Source organism: Streptomyces sp. NPDC005181 (assembly GCF_040608395.1).
Classification (GTDB): domain Bacteria; phylum Actinomycetota; class Actinomycetes; order Streptomycetales; family Streptomycetaceae; genus Streptomyces.
The window spans coordinates 64,197-87,799 of record NZ_JBEXID010000029.1 but is presented as its reverse complement, the minus strand read 5'-3'; the positions used below and the strand labels follow the sequence as shown (position 1 = coordinate 87,799).

The 23,603-nt window shown below is 69.7% G+C and carries 19 protein-coding genes; 10 read left to right on the top strand and 9 right to left on the bottom strand.

Annotated features, from left to right (window positions below; translation table 11 throughout):
• Positions 1–43: 43 nt before the first annotated feature.
• The 4 genes from ilvD to ABZV38_RS20190 form a co-directional block, all read right to left on the bottom strand.
• Entirely contained in the window at positions 44–1,894 is a 1,851-nt protein-coding gene (ilvD, locus tag ABZV38_RS20205) for a dihydroxy-acid dehydratase (RefSeq protein WP_356328786.1), read from the bottom strand.
• 166 nt (positions 1,895–2,060) lie between these two features.
• A complete protein-coding gene (locus ABZV38_RS20200; protein ID WP_356328784.1) occupies positions 2,061–2,702 on the bottom strand; it encodes a TetR family transcriptional regulator in 642 nt (213 codons plus the stop codon).
• The gene (locus ABZV38_RS20195; protein WP_356328782.1) at positions 2,699–3,526 is read right to left on the bottom strand and encodes a sugar phosphate isomerase/epimerase; all 828 of its coding nucleotides are present in this window, start codon (positions 3,524–3,526) and stop codon (positions 2,699–2,701) included. Before ABZV38_RS20195 ends, ABZV38_RS20200 begins: the two co-directional genes overlap by 4 nt.
• Before the next feature lie 266 nt (positions 3,527–3,792).
• On the bottom strand, positions 3,793–4,740 hold the full coding sequence (locus ABZV38_RS20190) for a Ppx/GppA phosphatase family protein (RefSeq protein ID WP_356328781.1): 948 nt from the start codon (positions 4,738–4,740) through the stop codon (positions 3,793–3,795).
• A gap of 40 nt (positions 4,741–4,780) precedes the next feature.
• Here ABZV38_RS20190 and ABZV38_RS20185 point away from each other — a divergent pair, with 40 nt between their 5' ends.
• On the top strand, positions 4,781–5,650 hold the full coding sequence (locus tag ABZV38_RS20185; protein WP_356328779.1) for a hypothetical protein: 870 nt from the start codon (positions 4,781–4,783) through the stop codon (positions 5,648–5,650).
• A gap of 31 nt (positions 5,651–5,681) precedes the next feature.
• Here ABZV38_RS20185 and ABZV38_RS20180 read toward each other — a convergent pair whose 3' ends face one another.
• Positions 5,682–7,571: a hypothetical protein gene (locus tag ABZV38_RS20180; RefSeq protein WP_356328777.1), complete on the bottom strand. Its 1,890-nt coding sequence runs from the start codon at positions 7,569–7,571 to the stop codon at positions 5,682–5,684.
• A 190-nt stretch (positions 7,572–7,761) separates the two neighbouring features.
• Here ABZV38_RS20180 and radA point away from each other — a divergent pair, with 190 nt between their 5' ends.
• Positions 7,762–9,174, top strand: coding sequence for a DNA repair protein RadA (gene radA / locus ABZV38_RS20175; protein ID WP_356328776.1), 1,413 nt, complete (start codon positions 7,762–7,764; stop codon positions 9,172–9,174).
• Positions 9,175–9,254: 80 nt separating this feature from the next.
• Positions 9,255–10,379: a DNA integrity scanning diadenylate cyclase DisA gene (disA, locus tag ABZV38_RS20170; RefSeq protein ID WP_356328775.1), complete on the top strand. Its 1,125-nt coding sequence runs from the start codon at positions 9,255–9,257 to the stop codon at positions 10,377–10,379.
• Positions 10,380–10,537: 158 nt separating this feature from the next.
• Here the strand turns inward: disA and ABZV38_RS20165 are convergent, their stop codons facing one another.
• The gene (locus tag ABZV38_RS20165; RefSeq protein WP_356328772.1) at positions 10,538–11,335 is read right to left on the bottom strand and encodes a hypothetical protein; all 798 of its coding nucleotides are present in this window, start codon (positions 11,333–11,335) and stop codon (positions 10,538–10,540) included.
• A gap of 437 nt (positions 11,336–11,772) precedes the next feature.
• Between ABZV38_RS20165 and ABZV38_RS20160 the strand changes: the two genes are divergently transcribed.
• The 6 genes from ABZV38_RS20160 (at position 11,773) to cseC (ending at position 16,851) form a co-directional block, all read left to right on the top strand.
• Positions 11,773–12,147 carry a phosphatase PAP2 family protein gene (locus tag ABZV38_RS20160; RefSeq protein WP_356328770.1) on the top strand — a complete coding sequence of 125 codons (375 nt, stop codon included), beginning with the start codon at positions 11,773–11,775 and terminating at the stop codon, positions 12,145–12,147.
• Between the two features lie 124 nt (positions 12,148–12,271).
• Positions 12,272–13,174 (top strand): A/G-specific adenine glycosylase, encoded by a 903-nt coding sequence (locus tag ABZV38_RS20155; protein WP_356328768.1) that lies wholly within the window; start codon positions 12,272–12,274, stop codon positions 13,172–13,174.
• Positions 13,175–13,347: 173 nt separating this feature from the next.
• Entirely contained in the window at positions 13,348–13,986 is a 639-nt protein-coding gene (locus tag ABZV38_RS20150) for a SigE family RNA polymerase sigma factor (protein ID WP_356328765.1), read from the top strand.
• 68 nt (positions 13,987–14,054) lie between these two features.
• Complete coding sequence (locus ABZV38_RS20145) at positions 14,055–14,666, top strand: hypothetical protein (RefSeq protein ID WP_356328793.1); 612 nt, start codon at positions 14,055–14,057, stop codon at positions 14,664–14,666.
• Positions 14,667–14,746: 80 nt separating this feature from the next.
• Complete coding sequence (gene cseB, locus ABZV38_RS20140) at positions 14,747–15,451, top strand: two-component system response regulator CseB (protein WP_356328763.1); 705 nt, start codon at positions 14,747–14,749, stop codon at positions 15,449–15,451.
• Entirely contained in the window at positions 15,448–16,851 is a 1,404-nt protein-coding gene (gene cseC / locus ABZV38_RS20135) for a two-component system sensor histidine kinase CseC (protein WP_356328761.1), read from the top strand. Before cseB ends, cseC begins: the two co-directional genes overlap by 4 nt.
• A 96-nt stretch (positions 16,852–16,947) precedes the next feature.
• Here cseC and ABZV38_RS20130 read toward each other — a convergent pair whose 3' ends face one another.
• Entirely contained in the window at positions 16,948–18,570 is a 1,623-nt protein-coding gene (locus tag ABZV38_RS20130) for an MDR family MFS transporter (protein WP_356328759.1), read from the bottom strand.
• A 122-nt stretch (positions 18,571–18,692) separates the two neighbouring features.
• On the opposite strand from ABZV38_RS20130, the gene ABZV38_RS20125 reads away from it, so the two are divergent.
• Positions 18,693–19,277 carry a TetR/AcrR family transcriptional regulator gene (locus ABZV38_RS20125; protein WP_356328757.1) on the top strand — a complete coding sequence of 195 codons (585 nt, stop codon included), beginning with the start codon at positions 18,693–18,695 and terminating at the stop codon, positions 19,275–19,277.
• A 36-nt stretch (positions 19,278–19,313) separates the two neighbouring features.
• Here the strand turns inward: ABZV38_RS20125 and ABZV38_RS20120 are convergent, their stop codons facing one another.
• Positions 19,314–20,042, bottom strand: coding sequence for a M23 family metallopeptidase (locus ABZV38_RS20120; protein ID WP_356328755.1), 729 nt, complete (start codon positions 20,040–20,042; stop codon positions 19,314–19,316).
• Between the two features lie 978 nt (positions 20,043–21,020).
• A complete protein-coding gene (locus ABZV38_RS20115) occupies positions 21,021–23,549 on the bottom strand; it encodes an ATP-dependent Clp protease ATP-binding subunit (protein WP_330245155.1) in 2,529 nt (842 codons plus the stop codon).
• Between the last annotated feature and the right edge of the window lie 54 nt (positions 23,550–23,603).

Below are 23,603 nucleotides of genomic sequence, written 5' to 3'. Positions count from 1 at the left end.
ACTGGTCGCCGGGGGCCGACAGGGGGAAGTTGCGTGTGCTGTGTCAGCCGAGCCTGGAGACGTCGCGCACCGCGCCGCGGTCCGCGCTCGTCGCCATCGCCGCGTACGCCCGCAGCGCCGCCGAGACCTTGCGCTCGCGGCTCTTCGGTGCGTACACGCCGTTCAGCGCCTCGCGGCGGGCGGTCAGCTCGGCCTCGGGGACGAGGAGCTCGATCGACCGGTTCGGGATGTCGATCCTGATCCGGTCGCCGTCCTCGACGAGCGCGATCGTGCCGCCCGATGCCGCCTCCGGCGATGCGTGGCCGATCGACAGACCCGACGTACCGCCGGAGAAGCGGCCGTCGGTCACCAGGGCGCAGCTCTTACCGAGGCCGCGGCCCTTGAGGAAGGAGGTGGGGTAGAGCATCTCCTGCATGCCGGGGCCGCCGCGCGGACCCTCGTAACGGATGACGACGACGTCGCCCTCCTTGATCTCCTTGCGGAGGATCTTGTCGACGGCCTCTTCCTGCGACTCGCAGACGACCGCCGGGCCCTCGAAGGTCCAGATCGACTCGTCGACGCCCGCCGTCTTCACGACGCAGCCGTCCTCGGCGAGATTCCCCTTGAGGACCGCGAGGCCGCCGTCCTTGGAGTACGCGTGCTCCAGGTCGCGGATGCAGCCGCCTGCCGCGTCCAGGTCGAGAGTCTCCCAGCGCTCGGACTGCGAGAAGGCAGTCGCGGAACGGACGCATCCGGGGGCCGCGTGCCACAGCTCGACGGCTTCGGGGGACGGGGAGCCACCGCGGACGTCCCAGTTCTTCAGCCACTCGGCGAGGGTGGCGGAGTGCACCGAGTGCACGTCCTCGTCGAGCAGGCCGCCGCGGTGCAGCTCGCCGAGGATGGCGGGGATGCCGCCGGCCCGGTGGATGTCCTCCATGTAGTACGTGCCGCCGGGGGCCACGTTGGGCGCGACCTTCGACAGGCAGGGGACGCGGCGCGAGACCTCGTTGATGTCGTCGAGGTCGTAGGCCAGCTCGGCCTCCTGTGCGGCGGCGAGCAGGTGCAGGATCGTGTTGGTGGAGCCGCCCATGGCAATGTCCAGCGCCATGGCGTTGTCGAACGCGGCGCGGGTGCCGATGGAGCGCGGCAGGACCGTTGCGTCGTCCTGCTCGTAGTAGCGCTTGGTGATCTCGACGACCGTACGGCCGGCCTCCTCGTACAGCGCCTTGCGGGCGGTGTGCGTGGCGAGGACGGAGCCGTTGCCGGGGAGGGAGAGGCCGAGGACCTCGGTCAGGCAGTTCATCGAGTTGGCGGTGAACATGCCGGAACAGCTGCCGCAGGTGGGACAGGCGTTCTCCTCGATACGGAGGATGTCCTCGTCCGAGACGTTCTCGTCGACCGCGTCGGTGATCGCGTTGATCAGGTCGAGCTTGCGGACCGTGCCGTCGACGAGGGTGGCCTTGCCGGCCTCCATCGGGCCACCGGAGACGAAGACCGTCGGGATATTCAGACGCATCGCGGCCATCAGCATGCCGGGCGTGATCTTGTCGCAGTTGGAGATGCAGATCAGCGCGTCCGCGCAGTGCGCCTCGACCATGTACTCGACGGAGTCGGCGATCAGGTCGCGGGAGGGGAGCGAGTAGAGCATCCCCGCGTGGCCCATCGCGATGCCGTCGTCGACGGCGATGGTGTTGAACTCGCGCGGCACCGCGCCCGCGGCCTTGATGGCGTCGGAGACGATCCTGCCCACCGGTGCGAGGTGGGTGTGGCCGGGGACGAACTCGGTGAAGGAGTTGGCGACGGCAACGATCGGCTTGCCGATGTCCTCGCTCGCTACGCCCGAGGCCCGCATAAGGGCGCGGGCGCCCGCCATGTTGCGGCCGTGGGTGACAGTGCGGGACCTCAGCTGGGGCATCGTCGCTCGCTCCTTCGACAGAAATGACTCCTTCCGAGGGTACGCCTCAGCTCCAGGATCTGGACACTCTGTCCGGAATGCGGGACGGTGTGCTCGCTCTGCGAGCGGGCCCGGCTCCCGCTCCTTGAATGCCGGACGGGGTGAGCCATGGTGACCGGAAAACCGGTCAGGCCTCTGTCAGGTAGCGCTGCAGCGTCGGCGCGACCATCGCGACGATCTTCTCCGGCTCCGCCGAGGCCAGCGGCTCCGCCTTGATCACGTACCGCAGCATCACGATCCCGATCATGTGCGAGGCGGCCAGCTCCGCGCGGAACGTCGCGTCCGGTACCTCCAGTGCCTCCGCGACCCGTTCCAGCAGTCGCCGCAGCACAAAGCCGCGCAGCACTTTCGCCGCCGCCTCGTGCGTCAGCGCGGACCGCAGGATGGCCAGCAGCGGAGCTCTGGACGCCGGGTTCTCCCATACGCCGATGAAGTAGCGGGCCAGCCGCTCCCCCAGGCCGTCCGTACCGCTGCTGAGGATGGCCGGGATCACCAGCGCGGGTTCGAAGGAGACCTCGATCGCCGCTGCGAAGACCTCGTCCTTCGTACCGAAGTAGTGGTGGACAAGCGCGGCGTCGACGCCTGCCTCCTTGGCGATGCCCCTGATCGACGTCTTGTCGTAGCCGCGTTCGGCGAACTCGGTACGGGCCGCCTCCAGGATGCGCTCGCGGGCGCCGGGGCCGGTGGCTTCGGCCGTACGGGCGGGGCGGCCACGCCGTTTGGGGCGCCCGGCGGGGCCGCTCGGGCCACTGCCCCCGTCGGTGGTCACGGGCGCGGCACCTGCGCCGTCGCGGACGCCAGGTGGAGCCGGGTGAAGGCCAGCGCCTCCGCCAGGTCGGCCTCACGTTCGGCGGCGGACATGGCGCGGCGGGTATTGACCTCGATGACTACATGGCCGTCGAAGCCGGTACGGGCCAGCCGCTCCAGCAGTTCGGCACAGGGCTGGTCACCGCGACCGGGCACCAGGTGTTCGTCCTTGTTGGAGCCCTTGCCGTCGGCCAGGTGGACGTGTGCGAGCCGGTCGCCCATCCGCTCGACCATGGCCATGCCGTCGGTACGGGCGGTCGCGGTGTGCGAGAGGTCGACGGTGAAGTGACGGTAGTCGTGGTTGGTGACGTCCCAGTCGGGGGCATACGCAAGCATCTCGCGGTCCCGGTACCGCCACGGATACATGTTCTCGACGGCGAACCGCACGTCCGTCTCGTCCGCCATGCGCCAGATACCCGTGACGAAGTCGCGCGCGTACTGCCGCTGCCAGCGGAACGGCGGATGGACGACGACCGTCGACGCTCCCAGCTTCTCCGCGGCCGCCCGGGCCCGCTGGAGCTTCACCCATGGATCGGTGGACCAGACCCGCTGCGTGATCAGGAGACAGGGCGCGTGAACGGCAAGGATCGGCACCTGGTGATAGTCCGAGAGCCGTCGCAGCGCCTCGATGTCCTGGCTGACGGGGTCGGTCCAGACCATGATCTCGACACCGTCGTAGCCCAGACGCGCGGCGATCTCGAAGGCCGTCGCCGTCGACTCCGGATAGACCGAAGCCGTCGACAGGGCGACCTTCGCATCCGGGATGCGCACCACTGGTTCTGCCACGGAGACAGGGTACGGGGCGGCTGTGCGCGCCACCGAGGGACCGAAGCGGAAAGTGAGCAGGGCCATGGTCGGCTCCGCCTGCTTCCGATCGGCCCTCGGCCGGACTTCCGGTCGGTTGCGGACGGTTTTCCGTCGGCGCCGACCTGCTGCCGACGGCTTCCGCAGCTCCGGACCGCTTCCGGATGGGCCCCGGTACGACTCCCTGCTGAGCCTTTCGCGTCGACCCGTCCGCCGGGCGGGCGGCTGGGTGAGGTGGGTGGCGCTGGTCAGTTCAAGGCCGCGGACGCCGTCGGGAGGTGGTCCAGGCGGCGCAGGATCACTCCCTCGCGCAGCGCCCACGGGCAGATCTCCAGCTCCTCCACCCCGAACAGGTCCATTGCCCCCTCCGCGACCAGCGCCCCGGCCAGCAGCTGCGCGGCCCGCCCCTCGGAGACCCCGGGCAGACGCCCGCGCTGGTCGGCGGTCATCGCCGCCAGCTTCGGCACCCACTCCTCCAGCGCCTTGCGGGTCAGGCCGCGCTGTACGTACAGGCCCTCCGTGGAGCGTGCGGCGCCCGCGATCCTGGCGAGCTGCTTGAACGTCTTGGAGGTCGCGACGACATGGTCAGGACGGCCGAAGCGGCTGAATTCGCCGACCGTACGGGCGATCTGGGCCCGCACATGGCGGCGCAGCGCCTTCACCTCCGCCGGGTCCGGCGGATCGTCCGGCAGCCAGCCGGAGGTGAGGCGTCCGGCCCCGAGCGGCAGCGACACCGCGGCGTCAGGCTCCTCGTCGATGCCGTAACCGATCTCCAGCGAGCCGCCACCGATGTCCAGGACCAGCAGCTTCCCCGCCGACCAGCCGAACCAGCGGCGGGCGGCGAGGAAGGTGAGCCGTGCCTCCTCCGCGCCGGTGAGGACGGCGAGGTCGACGCCGGTCTCTTCCCTTACCCGGGCCAGGACCTGGTCGGCGTTGCTCGCTTCCCGTACGGCGGACGTGGCAAACGGCAGCACGTCCTCGCACCCCTTGTCCTCGGCGGCCTGCAGCGCATCGGCGATCGTCGTGACAAGCCGGTCCACGCCGACAGGTCCGATCGCCCCGTCCGCGTCGAGCAGTTCGGCAAGGCGCAGCTCCGCCTTGTGCGAATGCGCGGGCAGCGGGCGGGCTCCGGGGTGCGCGTCCACCACCAGCAGATGAACCGTGTTCGACCCCACGTCGAGGACTCCGAGTCTCATACCCGGAACGCTACTGCTCCCGCGGACTTACTCTTGGCCCGTGCCAAAGACGAAAAAGGCGAAGCCGGGCAAAGCCACTAAGAAGCAGAAGATGAAGCAGGAGATGCAGCAGCCGGAAGTGAACGGGCCGGACCGGTCCGAAGACGAGAAGGGGATCGACTTCGCACGCGCCTGGGTCGAGTTCCCCGACCCCGCGGACGACGAACAGATCTTCCGCTGCGACCTGACCTGGCTGACCTCCAGGTGGACCTGCATCTTCGGCAGTGGCTGCCAGGGCATCCAGGCGGGCCGTGCGGACGACGGGTGCTGCACGCTGGGCGCGCACTTCTCGGACGAGGACGACGAGAAGCGGGTGGCGGACCATGTCTCCCGGCTGACCCCGGAGCTGTGGCAGTTCCACGACGTCGGTACGGAGACGGGCTGGGTCGAGGTCGACGACGACGGGGAACGCCAGACGCGCCGCTGGAAGGGGTCCTGCATCTTCCAGAACCGGCCCGGGTTCGCGGCGGGAGCCGGCTGTTCGCTGCACATCCTGGCGCTCCGGGAGGGCAAGGAGCCTCTGGAGACCAAGCCGGACGTGTGCTGGCAGCTGCCGATCCGGCGTACGTACGACTGGATCGACCGCCCCGACGACACGCGCGTGCTCCAGGTCTCGATCGGCGAGTACGACCGCCGGGGCTGGGGTCCGGGCGGTCACGATCTGCACTGGTGGTGCACGTCGGCGACGTCGGCGCACGGGGCGGGGGAACCGGTCTATGTGTCGTACCGGCCCGAGCTCACCGAGCTGATGGGCAAGGAGGGGTACGAGCGACTGGTCGAGCTGTGCGAGGAGCGGCTGTCCTCGCTGCTGCCCATGGCGCCGCATCCTGCGGATCCCCCGGTGCAGCCGTCGGGGCCTGCGGGGTCCTAGCGGAGCCGGGGCGACGGGCTGAAGCCGTCTGTCAGCCCGTCGGCGCCGGGTCGCTCGGGCTTGTCCCCGGGTCGGAAGGGCCGGAAGGGCCGGAAGGGGAGGACGGGTCGGCGGGAGTGGACGGGTTCGACGGGTCCGGGGACGGTGTCGGGTCCGTCGGGTCCGGGTCCGTCGGGTCCGGGTCCGTCGGTGGCGATGTGGGGTCGGTCGGGTGGGTCGGGTCCGTGGGGTCGGGCGATGTCGGCGGTGGATTCGACGGAACGGACGGATGGCTCGGGGGGGACGGCTGGGTCGGGCCGCCGGACGGTGCCGGCGTCGCTCCGTGCCCGCGGATCAGCACGGTCGAGCCCGACGGCGCGAGACGGACGCGCGCGCTCCAGGCCCCGGCCGGTTCCCGCACATGGTCCACGTAGCCGCGGATCGTGACGCTCTCCCCCGCTGCGAGGGTCCCGGAGTACCTGCTGAGGCGCAGCCAGGGCGCGTCCGCCCGCGCCGACCAGGCCACGGGTGCGCCGCCGGAAGCGGTCAGTGTGATCAGCGTGGTCCCGCCGGACGAGCGGGCCGTGACAGCGATCCGGCCGGGGCCGTGCCCCGCTCCGGAGCTGATGACTTCGGCGGAGACATCCGGCGTACGGCTGCCGTCCTTGAAACGGGAGCCGGGGTCGGGGCTGGCATTGCCCGCGTTCTGGTAGCGGTCGTACGGGTCGCCGTCGAACTCGCTCCGGTCGTCCGTCTCGGTCGCGGTGACCGAGGAGCCGTCGTGCCCCTCGCCGGTCAGCGGCGCGCCCCGGTAGGCGGACCACAGCGCGATCACGGGGGCGGCGACGACCGTCGCCACCAACGTCGTCGTCACGACTCTCGCCCGCAGCCGGTCCCGGCGCGCGGCGTGGTCCTTCGGGTCCATCGGGAAGCCCGTCCGGTCGAAGCGCGGAGTGGCGGACCGATTCCTCTGGGCATGGACCATCGCCACGTAGGCGGAGGGCCGCGGGGCCTCGACGACCGGAAGTGCGGCGCCGGGACTGACGGACACGCCCGGCCAGGGGCCTTCGGCGCCCGCCCGCTCGGCGGCGCGGCGGCAGCGGGGGCAGTCGTCCACGTGGCGGACCAGCTCGCTGCGCAGGGCGGCGGAGAGCAGGACGCGGTGGTCGCCGAAGAGTCGGGCGACGGTGGGACAGTTGCCGGTCTCGACGACGGCGAGGGCGGCCCGGGTGCGTTCCACTTCGCAGGCCGCGGCGGCCAGAAGCTCACGGGCGGTCGCGGGGTCGAGGCCGAGCACGGAGGCGACGGCGCGCGGGGCGAGGCGGTGGCGTACTGCCAGCTCGAGCGCTTCGCGCTGTTCGGGCGTGGTGCCTGCGGCCTCGGGCCAGGCGAGTTGCGCGAGCTCGCGGCGGTGCGCTTCCGCGGCCGCGGCGGTCTCGGAGGCGTTCATGGAGTCTGTGGCGAGGGCGGTGGCGGCAGGGGGCATACGGGTGTGTGAGCGCGCCCCCTCTGTGGCCGCGGTCGTACCGCCCCGCTGCTCGGCCGCCTGCCGGCGGTGCGCCTGCCGGCCCCGGTTCTGCTTCTGCTTCTGCTTCTGCTGGGCGAGCTTGCGCAGGCACGTCCACCTGGCCAGCGCGTACAGCCAGGTTTTACGTTCCTCCTCCCCCCTGGGGCACCGCCCCTCCTGCCGTTCCGCGATGGCGAGTACAGCGCCCAGTGCTTCGACGGCTCCGTCGTGATCGCAGAGCACGGAGAGGCAGTAGGTGAACAGGCCGTCGAGATACGCCTCGGAACGGGCAGCCGTGCGCTTCGGCGACGCGTGGGGGGCACGGCGCTGCGCCCGGTGTGCGCCGGTGGTGTGCCTAGGGGTCTGCAACCTGCTGCTCGTCACCTTGCGACCGTAGGCAGGGCAGAGCGTAGCCTTGGCGCCCCTTTCGCACATTTAACCCTTACGGGTGAACGTATCCCTTGAAAGGGGACAGGAATCGTCAATTCCGCCGGAGCTCCTGACCGGCCGCCCTTCCCCTCGCGCTCCCTGTGCTTCTCCTCCCCCACACACCACAGACACCACTGCGAGCTCCCGCGCACCCGCGCCGGACGGCGTTGTCACTCCTCACCTATACGGTGGCGCCATGGCTGCCCGTACAAAATCCGCGAAGGACCGGCCGTCCTACCGCTGCACCGAGTGCGGCTGGACGACCGCCAAGTGGCTCGGCCGATGCCCCGAATGCCAGGCGTGGGGGACGGTCGAGGAGTTCGGCGGCGCCCCCGCCGTGCGGACGACGGCGGCCGGCCGCGTCAGCTCGGCCGCTCTCCCCATCGGCCAGGTCGACAGCCGGCAGGCGACCGCCCGGTCGACCGGGGTCGCCGAGCTGGACCGGGTGCTCGGCGGCGGGCTGGTCCCAGGCGCCGTGGTGCTGCTCGCGGGCGAGCCGGGCGTCGGCAAGTCGACGCTCCTGCTGGATGTGGCCGCCAAGGCCGCCAGCGAGGAGCACCGCACCCTCTATGTCACCGCGGAGGAGTCCGCGAGCCAGGTGCGGCTGCGCGCCGACCGGATCCGGGCGATCAACGACCACCTCTTCCTCGCCGCCGAGACCGACCTCTCCGCGGTCCTCGGCCATCTGGACGCGGTCAAGCCGTCCCTGCTCATCCTCGACTCCGTGCAGACCGTCGCCTCGCCCGAGATCGAGGGCGCGCCCGGCGGCATGGCGCAGGTCCGGGAGGTCGCCGGCGCGCTCATCCGCGCTTCCAAGGAGCGCGGCATGTCCACGCTGCTGGTCGGCCATGTCACCAAGGACGGCGCGATCGCCGGGCCCCGGCTGCTGGAGCACCTCGTCGATGTGGTCCTGTCCTTCGAGGGCGACCGGCATGCGCGGCTCCGGCTCGTCCGGGGCGTGAAGAACCGGTACGGGGCGACCGACGAGGTCGGCTGTTTCGAACTGCACGACGAGGGCATCACGGGCCTCACCGACCCGTCCGGCCTCTTCCTCACCCGGCGCGACGAGCCCGTGCCGGGCACCTGTCTGACGGTCACGCTGGAGGGGCGGCGCCCGCTCGTCGCCGAGGTGCAGGCGCTGACGGTCGATTCGCAGATCCCTTCGCCCCGGCGCACGACCTCCGGCCTGGAGACGTCCCGGGTCTCGATGATGTTGGCTGTTCTGGAGCAGCGTGGCCGGATCAGCGCGCTCAGCAAGCGGGACATCTACAGCGCCACGGTCGGCGGCGTGAAGCTTTCCGAACCCGCCGCGGACCTCGCGATCGCGCTTGCGCTGGCCAGCGCGGCAAGCGACACACCGCTGCCCAAGAACCTGGTGGCGATCGGCGAAGTGGGCCTCGCAGGCGAGGTCAGAAGGGTTACGGGGGTGCAGCGCAGACTGGCCGAAGCACACCGTCTGGGCTTTACGCACGCGCTGGTCCCGACCGACCCGGGGAAGGTTCCGCTCGGTATGAAGGTCACGGAAGTCGCCAACATGGGCGACGCGCTGAGAGTGCTCCCGCGGCGGTCTCGTACAGAGGCCCCACGGGAGGCCGACGCACGCCGGTAGACTTTGCCCTGGTCTCGCCCGTCCGTACGAACGGTAGGAGGGACGTAAGGGCACCGCAAACCTGTGACCGGAGGAGTGCAGTGGCAGCCAGCGACCGGGCAGCATCGCCCGGAAAGTCCGGCCAAGGCACCGGCAATGAGGCGCTGATGCGCGCCTCATTGAGCGCCGTCGCGCCCGGAATGGGCCTGCGGGACGGCCTGGAGCGCATCCTCCGTGGCAACACCGGCGGGCTGATCGTGCTGGGCATGGACAAGACCGTCGAGTCGATGTGCACCGGCGGCTTCGTGCTGGACGTGGAGTTCACCGCGACGCGGCTGCGCGAGCTGGCCAAGCTCGACGGGGCACTGATCCTCGACAAGGACATGACGAAGATCCTGCGGGCCGGCGTGCAGCTGGTCCCGGATGCCTCCATCCCCACTGAGGAGACCGGAACCCGCCACCGCACGGCGGACCGGGTCTCCAAACAGTGCAACTTCCCGGTCGTCTCGGTCTCGCAGTCGATGCGTCTGATCGCGCTGTATGTGAACGGGGAGCGCCGGGTCCTGGAGGAGTCCGCCGCGATCCTCTCCCGCGCCAACCAGGCCCTCGCCACCCTTGAGCGGTACAAGCTCCGCCTCGATGAGGTCGCGGGCACGCTCTCCGCCCTGGAGATCGAGGACCTGGTGACGGTGCGGGACGTGACGGCCGTCGCGCAACGTCTGGAGATGGTCCGCCGCATCGCGACCGAGATCGCCGAGTACGTGGTGGAGCTGGGCACCGACGGCCGGCTTCTCTCCCTCCAGCTCGACGAGTTGATCGCGGGCGTCGAGCCGGAGCGCGAACTGGTCGTGCGTGATTATGTGCCGGAGCCGACCGCCAAGCGGTCGCGTACGGTCGCGGAGGCGCTGACCGAGCTGGATGGGCTCTCCCACACCGAGCTGCTCGAACTCCCGGTCGTGGCACGGGCTCTGGGGTACAGCGGCTCGCCCGAGACTCTCGACTCGGCGGTTTCGCCGCGCGGCTTCCGGCTGCTGGCGAAGGTGCCACGGCTGCCCGGGGCGATCATCGACCGGCTTGTGGAGCACTTCGGCGGACTGCAGAAGCTGCTCGCGGCGAGCGTCGACGACCTTCAGACGGTGGACGGGGTCGGCGAGGCGCGGGCGCGGAGCGTGCGCGAGGGGCTGTCGCGGCTGGCCGAGTCGTCGATTCTTGAGCGGTACGTGTAGCGGTACGCAGCAGTTGCGCGGAGCGGCACGTACAGCGGATGTGCGAAGCAGTACATGTCTCGGGGCCCGGTCGGTGGACCGGGCCCCGAAGTACGTGTCAGACCGTGATCGCGACGGTGATCGCGTCGCTGGTCCGGATCCGCTCGGGCCGTCCCTGCTCAGTCCTTCGCGAGAACGAACGAGGCGCGCTGCACCGGCTCGCCGAGAGCCTTCGCCTCGACGAGATAGGTACCGGCCCCCGCGGCCTCCGCAGGCGGCGTAGCGCACTGCGGGGCGCTCTTCTTCCGGTCCCACTCCACGGTGTGGACGATGGTCGCGCCCGCCGGAACCTCCAGCAGCACACTGCCCGCATTGCGCGGGCAGTCCTTGGAGGACCACACCTCGTTGTCGTCGCCACCGGCTTCGGTGATGGTCACCACGGCACTCTTCGGCCCGAAGTCGGCCTTGCAGGCGGTGGACGAGGTGTTCTTGGCGATCAGTTCGAACTTCGGCTTCTCGCCGGGGCTGTAGTTGAGCTTGGTACGCAGGGTCAACTTCAGTGCGGAGGATGTGCAGTCGGGGATCGAGGAGCCGGCCGGAACCGGCTGCCCGTCGCTTCCGCCGCCGGACGCGCTGCCGGCACCCGACCCGGATCCGGCGTCGGTGCCGGAGTCACCCTTGCTGCCGTCGGAACCCGCGTCCGTGCCGCTGCCGCCGCCCCCGGAGCCGTCCGATTCGTCGCGCCCGCCAGGCTGTTGACTGATGGCCGGACCGGAACTGGCGGGTCCCGGAGTGATCGAGTGCGCGGGACCCGACCCGTTGGGCCGGGAATCGTCCATGTTTCCTTTGCCGCCCCCGGAAGTGACGACCCATACGATCAGCAGCGCGAGCAGCGCAATCAGCGTCGCCGCTACGGCCCTCCGTCGCCAATAGATGCTGGAGGGAAGCGGCCCGATCGGATTGCGCAGAGATCCCACGGCCCAAACTGTACGAGAGATCCGCGCCAACTCCCGCCCCACCCGCCGCTCCGATCCCCAAGTTTTGCGGATCATCATCACGCAGTGGCCTGTTCTGGCCCCGACTTTCGTCAGGTGTGCCCCCTGGCGATCGCCCACTGTGACAACCTCGCCCTGTTGCCTACGGTCTGTCACATGAAGAGCTCAACTGCCTCCTCCTCCCTGTACAGGGACATCATCGAATTCGCACACGACACGCCATCGTGGGCGCAGCATCTCGCCGAAATCTGGACGGAGCTCTGCCTGCTGGTCTTCGTCGTCCTCTTCGTCGCTGGAGGGTGGCGTGCGCGCAGAGCGGATGCGGGAGCCCTGTACCTGTCGCTGCTCGCACCACTCGCGACGGCCGTCGCCTATGTCTCCAGTGAGGTGCTCAAGTCGATCGTGGACGAGGAACGCCCGTGCCGGTCGGTCGCTGCGGCGGCGGCTCGCTGGTGCCGTGCCCGCCGACGGGCGACTGGTCGTTTCCCAGCAACCACGCGGCGACAGCCGGCACGGCTGCCGTCGCTCTCGCATTCGTCCGGCCGCGCGTGGCCTGGACCACGGTGCCGCTGGCACTGCTGATGGCCTTCTCACGTGTCTTTGTCGGTGTGCACTATCCGCACGATGTGGTCGCGGGCCTGCTGATGGGGGCATCGGTCGCGGCGCTGGTGATCGTCCTGCTGTCCGGCCCGGCGCGGTCGCTCGCCCTGACGGTAAGGAGCAGCCGGGCACTCCGCACGGTCTGGAAATCGGGTCCGGGTGCGGACGGCCGAGTCCGCACCGAGTCCGGGTGAGGCGCCGACTGGGGCTCGCCGTGGGGACAGACGGGTGGCGTTATCACCCCATGGGCCCTCATGACGGGCGACACCCCTGTTGCCATGACCGTTGACTGCCCTTCCGTGTCAGGATCGGTTTGCGATGACTGCCATGACTGCGACACAGACGCCCCCCGCATCCCTCCACGCGCCCGTCATCGGGTGGTTCGACCAGCACGCCCGCGATCTGCCCTGGCGCCGCCCCGAAGCGGGCGCGTGGGGTGTGATGGTGAGCGAGTTCATGCTGCAGCAGACCCCCGTCAGCCGGGTCCTCCCGGTGTACGAACAGTGGCTGGCCCGCTGGCCGCGCCCCGCCGATCTGGCCGCCGAGCCGCCCGGTGAAGCGGTCCGTGCCTGGGGCCGGCTCGGCTACCCCCGGCGAGCGCTACGCCTGCACGGAGCCGCGCAGGCAATAACTGAACGACACGGCGGCGACGTACCGAGCGAGCACAGCCAGCTGCTCGCGCTGCCCGGGATCGGCGAGTACACGGCGGCGGCCGTGGCCTCGTTCGCGTACGGACAGCGGCATGCCGTACTCGATACAAACGTCCGCCGGGTGTTCGCCCGGGCCGCAACCGGCATTCAGTACCCGCCGAACGCGACCACCGCCGCCGAACGGAAGCTCGCCCGCGCACTTCTGCCCGACGAGGACGCACGGGCGGCCCGCTGGGCGGCCGCGACGATGGAGCTCGGAGCGCTGGTCTGCACCGCCAAGAACGAGGACTGCGCGCGTTGCCCGATCGCCGCGCAGTGCGCCTGGCGGCTGGCCGGGAAGCCGGAGCATCAGGGGCCCCCGCGACGCGGTCAGACCTATGCCGGTACCGACCGGCAGGTGCGTGGTCGTCTGCTCGCCGTGCTGCGTGAGGCGGTGGCCCCGGTGCCGCAGGCGGCGCTGGACGCCGTATGGGAGGAGCCGGTGCAACGGGCCCGGGCACTGGATGGCCTGGTCGCCGACGGCCTGGTCGAATCACTTCCGGGGGACCAGTACCAGCTGCCACTGAGTTAGAGGCAGGAGGGCTCCCGCCCGCTGTTACACAACCGATGGACAGCCGTGCGTCGGCGTATGGCTGCTCCGCACAGCGCCGTGACAACCGCTCCGTAACGTCTCCGACCGTCAGCTCACGCGACCAGTGGCTGGCAGAGGTCAGACGGGGATCCACGGGGACGGAGGCGGTTGGAATGGCGCATGGCGAGGTGCTCGGATTCGAAGAGTACGTACGCACCCGACAGGAGGCCCTGCTGCGCAGTGCGCGCCGCCTGGTCCCCGACCCGGTGGACGCGCAGGACCTGCTGCAGACCGCCCTGGCCCGTACATACGGGCGCTGGGACCGCATCGCCGACAAGTCCCTAGCCGACGCCTACCTGCGCCGCGTCATGATCAACACGCGTACGGAGTGGTGGCGGGCCCGCAAGCTGGAGGAGGTTCCGACCGAGCAGCTGCCCGACGCCAGTGTCGAGGACGGCACCGAGCAGCGCGCCGACCGTGCTCTGCTGATGGACGTCCTGGGCGTGCTGGCTCCCAAGCAGCGCAGCGTTGTCGTGCTGCGACACTGGGAGCAGATGAGCACGGAGGAGACCGCCGCGGCGCTCGGCATGTCCGCCGGTACGGTGAAGAGCACGCTGCACCGGGCGCTGGCGCGACTGCGCCAGGAGCTGGAGAGCCGCGAGGCGATGAGCAGGGAAGCCATGGTCCGTGAGGCCCATGGCAGCAGGGCGGGCAACCGGGCACCGGCCGCCGGCGCTCCTGGGCGTGCGCAGGTTCGCGGACCGGCGGACCGGCGTCATGAGGAACGGGGGCGGGAGCGGTGCGCGGCCTGACAGGCAGAAGCAGGGCGACCAGCAGGGGCGGTGGCGGTCTCACCGGCTGGGCGGCGGGCACCACGGCCATGGCCGGGCTCGCCGCCTTCGGGCTGCTCACCGTCAGCTGCTCCACCGGTGGCACGGGCACCCGTGACGAGGGACCGGCCGGCACGCAGCCGGTCGCCCAGGTCACACCGTCGGCCACCACCCCGCCCACGGAGAAGACCGTCCAGCGGGTCGATGCCGTCCAGCTGGTCAAGCGGGACCCCAGGGTGAGCGAGCGGGTCAGGACGGACCTGAAGCCCTGCACGGGGGACGAGTACCCGGTCGACACCTCGTACGGCACGCTGACCGGCGGCTCGTCGGCCGATGTCGTGGTGAATGTGATGACCTGCGGCGATTCGGTAGGGGTCGGCACCTACGTGTACCGCGCGCGGAGCAACGGCAGGTACGAGAACGTCTTCACCACGGAGCAGCCCGCGGTCTACGGCACCATCGACCGGGGTGACCTGGTGGTGACGACGCAGGTGTACGAGAAGAAGGACGCGGTCGCGTACCCGTCCGGCGAGGAAGTGGTCACGTACCGCTGGGCCGGCAACCGGTTCAGCGAGCACGACCGGGTGCACAACGACTTCAACAGAGCCGTCGGCAACGGAGAAGCGGAGCTCCCGGAGCCCGCCGAGCCGACGGAGCACTGAGACCGCCCCAAGAACCGGTACCGGCACGAACGAGACCGACGAAGAGCCGCCAACCGAGAAGCGAGAGCTGAGAGCAGTCGATGGCCGAGACCCACGTCCTGTTCGTCGAGGACGACGATGTCATCCGCGAGGCCACCCAGCTGGCACTGGAGCGGGACGGATTCGTGGTCACCGCGATGCCCGACGGCCTCTCCGGCCTGGAGTCGTTCCGGGCCGACCGGCCGGACATCGCGCTGCTCGACGTGATGGTGCCGGGCCTGGACGGGGTCAGTCTGTGCCGGCGTATCCGGGACGAGTCGACGGTTCCCGTGATCATGCTGTCGGCCCGCGCCGACTCGATCGACGTGGTGCTCGGCCTGGAGGCCGGCGCCGACGACTACGTCACCAAGCCCTTTGACGGCGCCGTGCTGGTCGCCAGGATCCGCGCAGTGCTGCGCCGCTTCGGTCATGCCTCGGGCGGACAGCCGGGCGGTACGGAGACGGAGCCGCAGCCCGTCGGCGGGGTGCTGGTCTTCGGTGATCTGGAGGTCGACACCGAGGGTATGGAGGTGCGCAAGGGCGGCGAGCAGGTGGCGCTGACCCCGACCGAGATGCGGCTGCTGCTGGAATTCTCCTCCGCGCCCGGCACCGTGCTCTCCCGCGACAAGCTGCTCGAACGGGTCTGGGACTACGGCTGGGGCGGCGACACCCGGGTGGTGGACGTCCATGTCCAGCGGCTGCGCACCAAGATCGGACAGGACAGGATCGACACTGTCCGCGGCTTCGGCTACAAGCTCAAGGCATGATGCGGCCGGCTCTGCGGACAGGTGTCCGCTGGAAGATCAGCATCGCGATCGCGGCGGTCGGCGCGCTGATCGCGGTCGCGCTGAGCCTCGTCGTCCACAACGCCGCCCGCGTCTCGATGCTGGAGAACGCCCGTGAGGTCCAGCTGGAGCGGCTGACGTACGCGCAGCTGCTGTACGAAGCGACGAAGACGAAGAAGGCCGACCCCAAGTTCGGCGCCAAGCTCAACGACCCGACGATGCCGCAGAGCCTGCGCGCGGAGACCCGCAGGAACCGGCGCGCCACGCATGTCGACGAATACGCGAACGGCGTGCCCGATGTGTGGGCGGCCGTGCCGCTGGCCAACGGTGATGTGCTGTCGCTGCATACCCGCTTCGCGAACCGCAGCGCCACGATCATGGGCGATCTCGACCGGGCGCTGATCATCGGCTCCGTCTCGGTGGTCTTCGGCGGCTGCGCGCTCGGCGTACTGATCGGCGGCCAGCTGTCGCGTCGGCTGCGCAAGGCGGCGGCCGCGGCCGGGAAGGTCGCACAGGGCAATACGGAGGTACGGGTCAGGGACGCCATCGGCGGCGTCATCCGGGACGAGACCGACGACCTGGCCCGTTCTGTGGACGCCCTCACGGACGCGCTGAACGAACGGATCGAGGCGGAGCGCCGGGTTACCGCGGACATCGCGCACGAGCTGCGCACACCCGTGACCGGGCTGCTGACGGCGGCCGAGCTGCTGCCGCCGGGCCGCCCCACCGAACTGGTACGGGACCGGGCACAGGCGATGCGCACGCTCGTCGAGGACGTGCTGGAGGTGGCGAGGCTGGACAGTGCGTCGGAGCGGGCCGAACTGCAGGAGATCGCGCTCGGCGAGTTCGTCAGCCGGAGGGTCGCACTGCTGGACCCGGATGTCGGGGTCCAGGTGGTGCACGAGTCGTGGGTCAACACCGATCCGCGCAGGCTGGAGCGCATTCTCGGCAATCTGCTGGGCAACGCGGCCAAGCACGGTTCCACTCCGGTGGAGGTCACGGTCGAGGGGCGGGTGGTGCGCGTCCGCGATCACGGGCCCGGATTCCCCGAGGCGCTGCTGCGTGACGGCCCGAGCAGGTTCCGTACCGGAAGCAGCGACCGCTCCGGGCGCGGACACGGTCTGGGGCTGACCATCGCCGCCGGTCAGGCCCGGGTGCTCGGCGCTCGGCTGACCTTCCGGAACGCGGCGCCGCAGGGCGCGGCGGAGGGGACCGGCGGGGCGGTTGCCGTGCTGTGGCTGCCGGAGCACGCCCCGACGAACACGGGCAGCTTCCCTGTCCTCCAGCTCGCCGAACAGCGCAAGGCAGCCAAGACCAAACCGGGCAGCACGGACCGTCCGGGGGCGAACGCAGCGTCGGACGGCACGCAGTTCGGCGGCTGAGGTGGGCTGAGCTGAGCGGTAACAGCGACAAGGCCCCGGGGGTGCGCGGTCCACGCGCACCCCCGGGGCCTTGTCGGTGTTACCGGGTCGGCCTGATCAGACGGTCTCGCTCTGCTTGGCGACGGGGCCGGCGTCCGCGGTCGTCTCCCCGTCGGCCTCCGGGCCGGCTCCCCGCAGCGGCACTTCCTTGACGAACACCGCCGCCAGCAGCGCGATCACCCCGACCGAAGCGCCGACCAGGAAGGCGATGTGTGTCCCGGACGAGACCGCGAACTGGTACGCCTCACGCACCGGGCCCGGCAGCTTCGCCAGGCTTGCCGCGTCCAGCTGCGCGGACTTCGAGGTGGCCGCTCCGCCGCCGCGGGCCATCATCTCGTCCTGCACCCGTCCGGTGAACAGCGCCCCCATGATCGCGACACCGAAGGAGCTGCCGAGCGTACGGAAGAGGGTGGTCGCGGAGGAGGCGACGCCCATGTCCTTCAGCTCGACGCTGTTCTGCGCGACGAGCATCGTGATCTGCATCAGGAAGCCCATGCCCGCGCCGAGCACCGCCATGTAGACGCCGGAGGTGAAGCGGGTGGTGGCGGTGTCCATCTGCGAGAGCAGGAACAGGCCGGCCACCATCAGGATGGAGCCGATGATGGGGAAGATCTTGTACTTGCCGGTGCTGGTGGTGACCCGTCCGGCGATCAGCGAGACGATCATCATCGACAGAAGCATCGGCAGGAGCAGGAGACCGGAGTTGGTCGCGGACGCGCCCTGGACGGACTGCTGGAACAGCGGCAGGAAGAGTACCGCGCCGAACATCACGAAGCCGGACATGAAGCCGACGAGGGACATCAGGGTGAAGTTGCGGTTGTGGAAGATGTGGAGCGGAATGATCGGTTCTGCAGCCTTCGTCTCGACGAAGAGGAAGCCGACGAGGGAGACGACACCGATCGCGGCGAGCTCCATGATCACAGCGGAGTCCCAGTCGTACTCCGAACCGCCCCAGGTGGTGACCAGCACGATCGCGGTGATGCCGAGGGTCAGCAGTCCGGCGCCGAGGTAGTCGACCTTCGCCTTGGTGCGCTCCTTGTTCGGCAGGTGCAGCACGGCGGTGACCATGGCGAGGGCAACCGCGCCCAGCGGCAGGTTGATGTAGAAGCTCCAGCGCCAGCCGAGGTGGTCGGTGATGGTGCCGCCGACCAGCGGTCCGCCGATCATGGCGATCGCCATCACACCGGCCATCAGACCTTGATACTTGCCGCGCTCACGGGGCGGCACCAGATCACCGATGATCGCCATGACGCCGACCATCAGGCCGCCCGCGCCGAGTCCCTGGATCGCCCGGAAGCCGATCAGCTGGCCCATGTCCTGGGCCATTCCACTCAGTACGGAACCGATCAGGAAGACCACGATGGACGTGAGGAAGATGCCCTTGCGTCCGTACAAGTCGCCGAGCTTGCCCCAGATGGGGGTGGAGGCCGCGGTGGCCAGGGTGTACGCGGTGACGACCCAGGACAGATGCTCCAGACCGCCGAGGTCACCGACGATGGTGGGCATGGCGGTGCCGACGATCAGGTTGTCGAGCATGGCCAGCAGCATCGTGATCATCAGGGCGAGCATCACCACCCGGACGCTGCGCTGTTGCGGCTCGGGCGGGGCGGCCGGCTCGTCAGCAGCCGCGCCGACTGCTCTGCCGCCCTTCCTGCCTGCCGCCTTCTTCAGGTCCGCCATGATCCCCAACTCCCTGATCCCCTGTTCACCGGCCACTTACTTGCCGCCCGGCTAGTTGACTACACTGGGGACAGTAGACCCCGTAACTAGCCGGGCGTCAAGTAAGTTTTTGGGAGAGCACCATGGGCAGCACACCGCAGCCACGCCGGGGCAACACGCGCCAGCGCATCCAGGACGTCGCCCTGGAGCTCTTCGCCGAGCAGGGTTACGAGAAGACCTCGCTGCGCGAGATCTCCGAGAAGCTGGACGTCACCAAGGCGGCGCTGTACTACCACTTCAAGACCAAGGAAGACATCCTCGTCAGCATCTTCGACGACCTCAACCGGCCCGTCGAGAAGCTGATCGCCTGGGGCAAGGAGCAGCCGCGCACCCTGGAGACGAAGAAGGAGCTCCTGGTCCGTTACAGCGACGCGCTGATCAGCGCCGCTCCGCTGTTCCGCTTCATGCAGGAGAACCAGGCGGCCATGCGCGACCTCAGCATCGGGCAGACCTCGAAGAACCGGTTCCTGGAGCTGCTCGATCTGCTCAAGGACCCCGACGCCGCCCTTGTCGACCAGGTCCGCTGCGTCAGCGCGCTCTTCTCGATGCACGCCGGGATGTTCGTCCTCAAAGACCTCGACGGCGACATCGAGGACAAGCGCAAGGCCATCCTCGAAGTCGCCGTCGATCTGGTCACCCAAGCCCACAGCCCGGGCCCCGCGAAGTAGCGGAGTCCCGGGCCGTGGTGGGTTCGTCCGGTCGGGTCAGACCGTGACGCCCTCCTTGTGCAGGAACATGACCGGGTTGACCGCGGAACCGTAGTTCGCGGTGTTCCGGATCTCGAAGTGCAGGTGCGGACCGCTCGAGTTACCGGTGTTGCCGGAGAGGGCGATCTTCTGCCCGGTGTGCACGGTCTGGCCGATGTGCACGTTGATCTGCGACAGGTGGGCGTACTGCGAGTACGTGCCGTTGCCGTGCTTGATCACGATGGCGTTGCCGTACGCGGGGCCGTCGCCGCCGCCGTTAGGGCCGGCCTTCACGACGACGCCGCCGTGCGCGGCCTCGACCTTGGTGCCGATCGGCACGGCGAAGTCCTGGCCGGAGTGCTTGTGGGCCCAGCGGGAGCCGTCGTTGCCGAAGCTGGCGCTCAGCTTGTAGTGGCTGACCGGCGCCTCCCAGGAGGCGGCCAGGCGAGCGGCCTTCTTCGCAGTCGCCTTCTTGACCGCGGCCGCCTTCTTCGCCTCGGCGGCCTTCTTGGCCACCGCCTGCTTGGCAGCCTGGGCCGCCTTGCTCTGCACGGTCGCCTGCCTGGCGACCGAGTCGGCCGCGGCATTGACCAGGCTCGCCGTGCCGGGGGCGCTCGCCGCGCCGGCCGCGAACGCAGCGCCCGCACCGAGAACCATCGTCGTCCCCAGCCCGGCTGCCACCACGGCGCCACGGACACGGGACACGGACGGACGGCGGGAGTGCTGGAACGTAGCGCGCTTCGACATAAGCGGAGATCCTCCGGAGGTAAGTCGTCCCGGCTTGTCCGCCGGGCTGGCTATCCCTTGGTAACCCGGACCCCCGCCAATGCCCAAACACCCCATCTACGAACAAACGCCGTAGCCGGCACCATGGGGATCCGCTGCTGCGGGCTCCGCGCCGCTCGTGCCGCACCTCGTCGGATCTCCTCCGGCGGACAGGTTTAAGCCCAGTTCCAAACTGCCCTAAACGGACATTACCCAGCGTTCCTGGCACCTCTCGCCGCCACCCAGAAGGTCCCGGTCGACCCTGGGACGAAGGCCCCCCGCACGATGACGGCCGCATCCCCTATGCCGCGTAGTAGGCCCCGGAAGGGCTGTGTGCCTTGTCACCGCCGGTGGGACCAAAGGCCGTCCGATTCGGGACCTTCGGCCTGCAACCTGCCTACGCTGACCGGCGACCGCTCAACTCCCGTGGGACAGCCATGGCCGACGACAGCGCCGTCACCAGCGACATGGACGGAATCGAGCCCGGCGACGCCATCCCGTCGATCCGCAGCCTGCTTCTCCGGGGCCGCCCAGGGCAGCGGCGCTCTGCTCAGCGACCTGCCCCGGGGTCCCGCTGCGCGGTGACGCAGGCGCCGGGAAGACCACGCTGATCCGGCGGCCTGCCGTGCACGCGGCGGCCGGCACGCTGACCGGGTAGCTGCCCGCGCTCAACGGACTGGAGCCGTTCGTCGTCCCGCTGTGCCGCCCTGCGCGCAGGGCGGCACCTTCCCCTCCCCGCGGGGCCGCCCCTGGCTGCCCGGCTGCCCGGCTGCCCATCGGCGATCCCCCGGACGGCCGGGGCGGACGATGCCCTGGCCGGCACCGATGTCCGCGTCCTCGGCGCCGGCGGCCTCCGCATCACCCGCTGATCCCGGACCCGCACAGGAAAAGGGGCTGCCCCGGAACCGTACGGAACGGTCCGGGCCAGCCCCTTCACATGCTCAGACGCTCAACGCGCCCTTATGCGTCCTTCGTCAGGTTCGGGCCGGCGCCACCTGCCGCCTGCTCGATCGGCGGGACGTCGGGCAGTGCCGACTTCTCCTCGCCACGGAAGGTGAACTTCTTGTCCTCACCCTCGCCCTCGGTGCCCACGACCACGATGTGACCGGGACGCAGCTCACCGAAGAGAATCTTCTCGGAGAGGATGTCCTCGATCTCGCGCTGGATCGTCCGGCGCAGCGGCCGGGCGCCCATCACGGGGTCGTAGCCCTTCTTCGCCAGGAGCGACTTGGCCTCCGCGCTGAGCTCAATGCCCATGTCGCGGTCCTTCAGGCGCTCGTCCACCTTGGCGATCATGAGGTCGACGATCTGGATGATGTCTTCCTCGGTGAGCTGGTGGAAGACGACCGTGTCGTCGACACGGTTGAGGAACTCGGGCCGGAAGTGCTGCTTGAGCTCTTCGTTGACCTTGTTCTTCATCCGCTCGTAGCCGGTCTTGACGTCGCCCTGGGCGGCGAAGCCCAGGTTGAAGCCCTTGGAGATGTCCCGGGTCCCGAGGTTGGTCGTCATGATGATGACCGTGTTCTTGAAGTCCACGACCCGGCCCTGGGAGTCGGTCAGGCGACCGTCTTCCAGAATCTGGAGCAGGGAATTGAAGATATCGGGGTGGGCCTTCTCGACCTCGTCGAAGAGGACGACGGAGAACGGCTTGCGGCGCACCTTCTCGGTGAGCTGGCCGCCCTCTTCGTAACCCACGTAACCGGGGGGAGAACCGAAGAGGCGGGAAACCGTGTGCTTCTCGCTGAACTCCGACATGTCGAGGGAGATCAGCGCATCCTCGTCACCGAAGAGGAATTCGGCGAGCGTCTTGGAGAGCTCGGTCTTACCGACACCGGACGGACCGGCGAAGATAAACGAGCCACCGGGGCGCTTCGGGTCCTTCAGACCGGCTCGCGTACGGCGGATCGCCTGCGAGAGGGCCCTGATGGCGTCCTTCTGGCCGATGACGCGCTTGTGGAGCTCGTCCTCCATCCGCAGCAGACGCGAGGACTCCTCCTCCGTCAGCTTGAAGACCGGGATGCCGGTGGCCGTGGCCAGGACTTCGGCGATGAGCTCGCCGTCGACCTCGGCGACGACGTCCATGTCGCCGGCCTTCCACTCCTTCTCCCGCTTGGTCTTCGCCGCCAGCAACTGCTTCTCCTTGTCGCGGAGAGACGCTGCCTTCTCGAAGTCCTGGGAGTCGATGGCCGACTCCTTGTCGCGGCGGACGCCCGCGATCTTCTCGTCGAACTCGCGGAGGTCCGGCGGCGCGGTCATCCGGCGGATGCGCATCCGGGAACCGGCCTCGTCGATCAGGTCGATCGCCTTGTCCGGCAGGAAGCGGTCCGAGATGTAGCGGTCGGCCAGCGTCGCGGCCTGTACCAGCGCCTCGTCCGTGATGGAGACGCGGTGGTGGGCCTCGTAGCGGTCGCGCAGACCCTTGAGGATCTCGATGGTGTGCGGCAGCGACGGCTCCGCGACCTGGATGGGCTGGAAGCGGCGCTCGAGGGCCGCGTCCTTCTCCAGGTGCTTGCGGTACTCGTCGAGCGTCGTCGCACCGATCGTCTGGAGCTCGCCTCGCGCCAGCATGGGCTTGAGGATGCTCGCCGCGTCGATCGCGCCCTCGGCGGCGCCCGCACCCACCAGGGTGTGGAGCTCGTCGATGAACAGGATGATGTCGCCGCGGGTGCGGATCTCCTTGAGGACCTTCTTCAGGCGCTCCTCGAAGTCACCGCGGTAGCGGGAGCCGGCGACCAGCGCGCCGAGGTCGAGGGTGTAGAGGTGCTTGTCCTTGAGGGTCTCGGGCACCTCGCCCTTGACGATGGCCTGCGCCAGGCCCTCGACGACCGCCGTCTTGCCGACGCCGGGCTCGCCGATGAGAACCGGGTTGTTCTTGGTACGCCGGGACAGCACCTGCATGACCCGCTCGATCTCCTTCTCGCGCCCGATGACCGGGTCGAGCTTGGATTCGCGAGCGGCCTGGGTGAGGTTCCGGCCGAACTGGTCGAGCACCAGGGACGTGGAGGGCGTGCCCTCCGCGGGGCCGCCCGCAGTGGCCGCCTCCTTGCCTCCCGAGTACCCGGAGAGCAGCTGGATGACCTGCTGCCGCACGCGGTTCAGGTCAGCGCCCAGCTTCACGAGGACCTGGGCGGCGACGCCCTCGCCCTCACGGATCAGGCCGAGCAGGATGTGCTCGGTACCGATGTAGTTGTGGCCGAGCTGAAGAGCCTCGCGGAGCGACAGCTCCAGGACCTTCTTGGCTCGCGGAGTGAAGGGGATGTGCCCGGACGGGGCCTGCTGGCCCTGACCGATGATCTCCTCCACCTGCTGGCGGACCGCCTCGAGCGAAATCCCGAGGCTCTCCAGGGCCTTAGCGGCGACACCCTCACCCTCGTGGATAAGGCCCAGGAGGATGTGCTCGGTGCCGATGTAGTTGTGGTTGAGCATCCGGGCTTCTTCCTGAGCCAGGACGACAACCCGCCGCGCGCGGTCGGTGAACCTCTCGAACATCGTTAATCGCTCCTCAGAGCGGTCAGGCAGTAAGGGGTCGGTCCCCTCCCTGTC

What these genes read in the sequence shown, in the direction of transcription:
- ilvD (WP_356328786.1), bottom strand. Translation starts at nt 1,894, where the DNA reads ATGCCCCAGCTGAGGTCCCGCACTGTCACCCACGGCCGCAACATGGCG.
- ABZV38_RS20190 (WP_356328781.1), bottom strand. Translation starts at nt 4,740, where the DNA reads ATGAGACTCGGAGTCCTCGACGTGGGGTCGAACACGGTTCATCTGCTG.
- ABZV38_RS20180 (WP_356328777.1), bottom strand. Translation starts at nt 7,571, where the DNA reads ATGTGCGAAAGGGGCGCCAAGGCTACGCTCTGCCCTGCCTACGGTCGC.
- radA (WP_356328776.1), top strand. Translation starts at nt 7,762, where the DNA reads ATGGCTGCCCGTACAAAATCCGCGAAGGACCGGCCGTCCTACCGCTGC.
- ABZV38_RS20155 (WP_356328768.1), top strand. Translation starts at nt 12,272, where the DNA reads ATGACTGCCATGACTGCGACACAGACGCCCCCCGCATCCCTCCACGCG.
- ABZV38_RS20150 (WP_356328765.1), top strand. Translation starts at nt 13,348, where the DNA reads ATGGCGCATGGCGAGGTGCTCGGATTCGAAGAGTACGTACGCACCCGA.
- ABZV38_RS20145 (WP_356328793.1), top strand. Translation starts at nt 14,055, where the DNA reads ATGGCCGGGCTCGCCGCCTTCGGGCTGCTCACCGTCAGCTGCTCCACC.
- cseB (WP_356328763.1), top strand. Translation starts at nt 14,747, where the DNA reads ATGGCCGAGACCCACGTCCTGTTCGTCGAGGACGACGATGTCATCCGC.
- cseC (WP_356328761.1), top strand. Translation starts at nt 15,448, where the DNA reads ATGATGCGGCCGGCTCTGCGGACAGGTGTCCGCTGGAAGATCAGCATC.
- ABZV38_RS20130 (WP_356328759.1), bottom strand. Translation starts at nt 18,570, where the DNA reads ATGGCGGACCTGAAGAAGGCGGCAGGCAGGAAGGGCGGCAGAGCAGTC.
- ABZV38_RS20125 (WP_356328757.1), top strand. Translation starts at nt 18,693, where the DNA reads ATGGGCAGCACACCGCAGCCACGCCGGGGCAACACGCGCCAGCGCATC.
- ABZV38_RS20120 (WP_356328755.1), bottom strand. Translation starts at nt 20,042, where the DNA reads ATGTCGAAGCGCGCTACGTTCCAGCACTCCCGCCGTCCGTCCGTGTCC.
- ABZV38_RS20115 (WP_330245155.1), bottom strand. Translation starts at nt 23,549, where the DNA reads ATGTTCGAGAGGTTCACCGACCGCGCGCGGCGGGTTGTCGTCCTGGCT.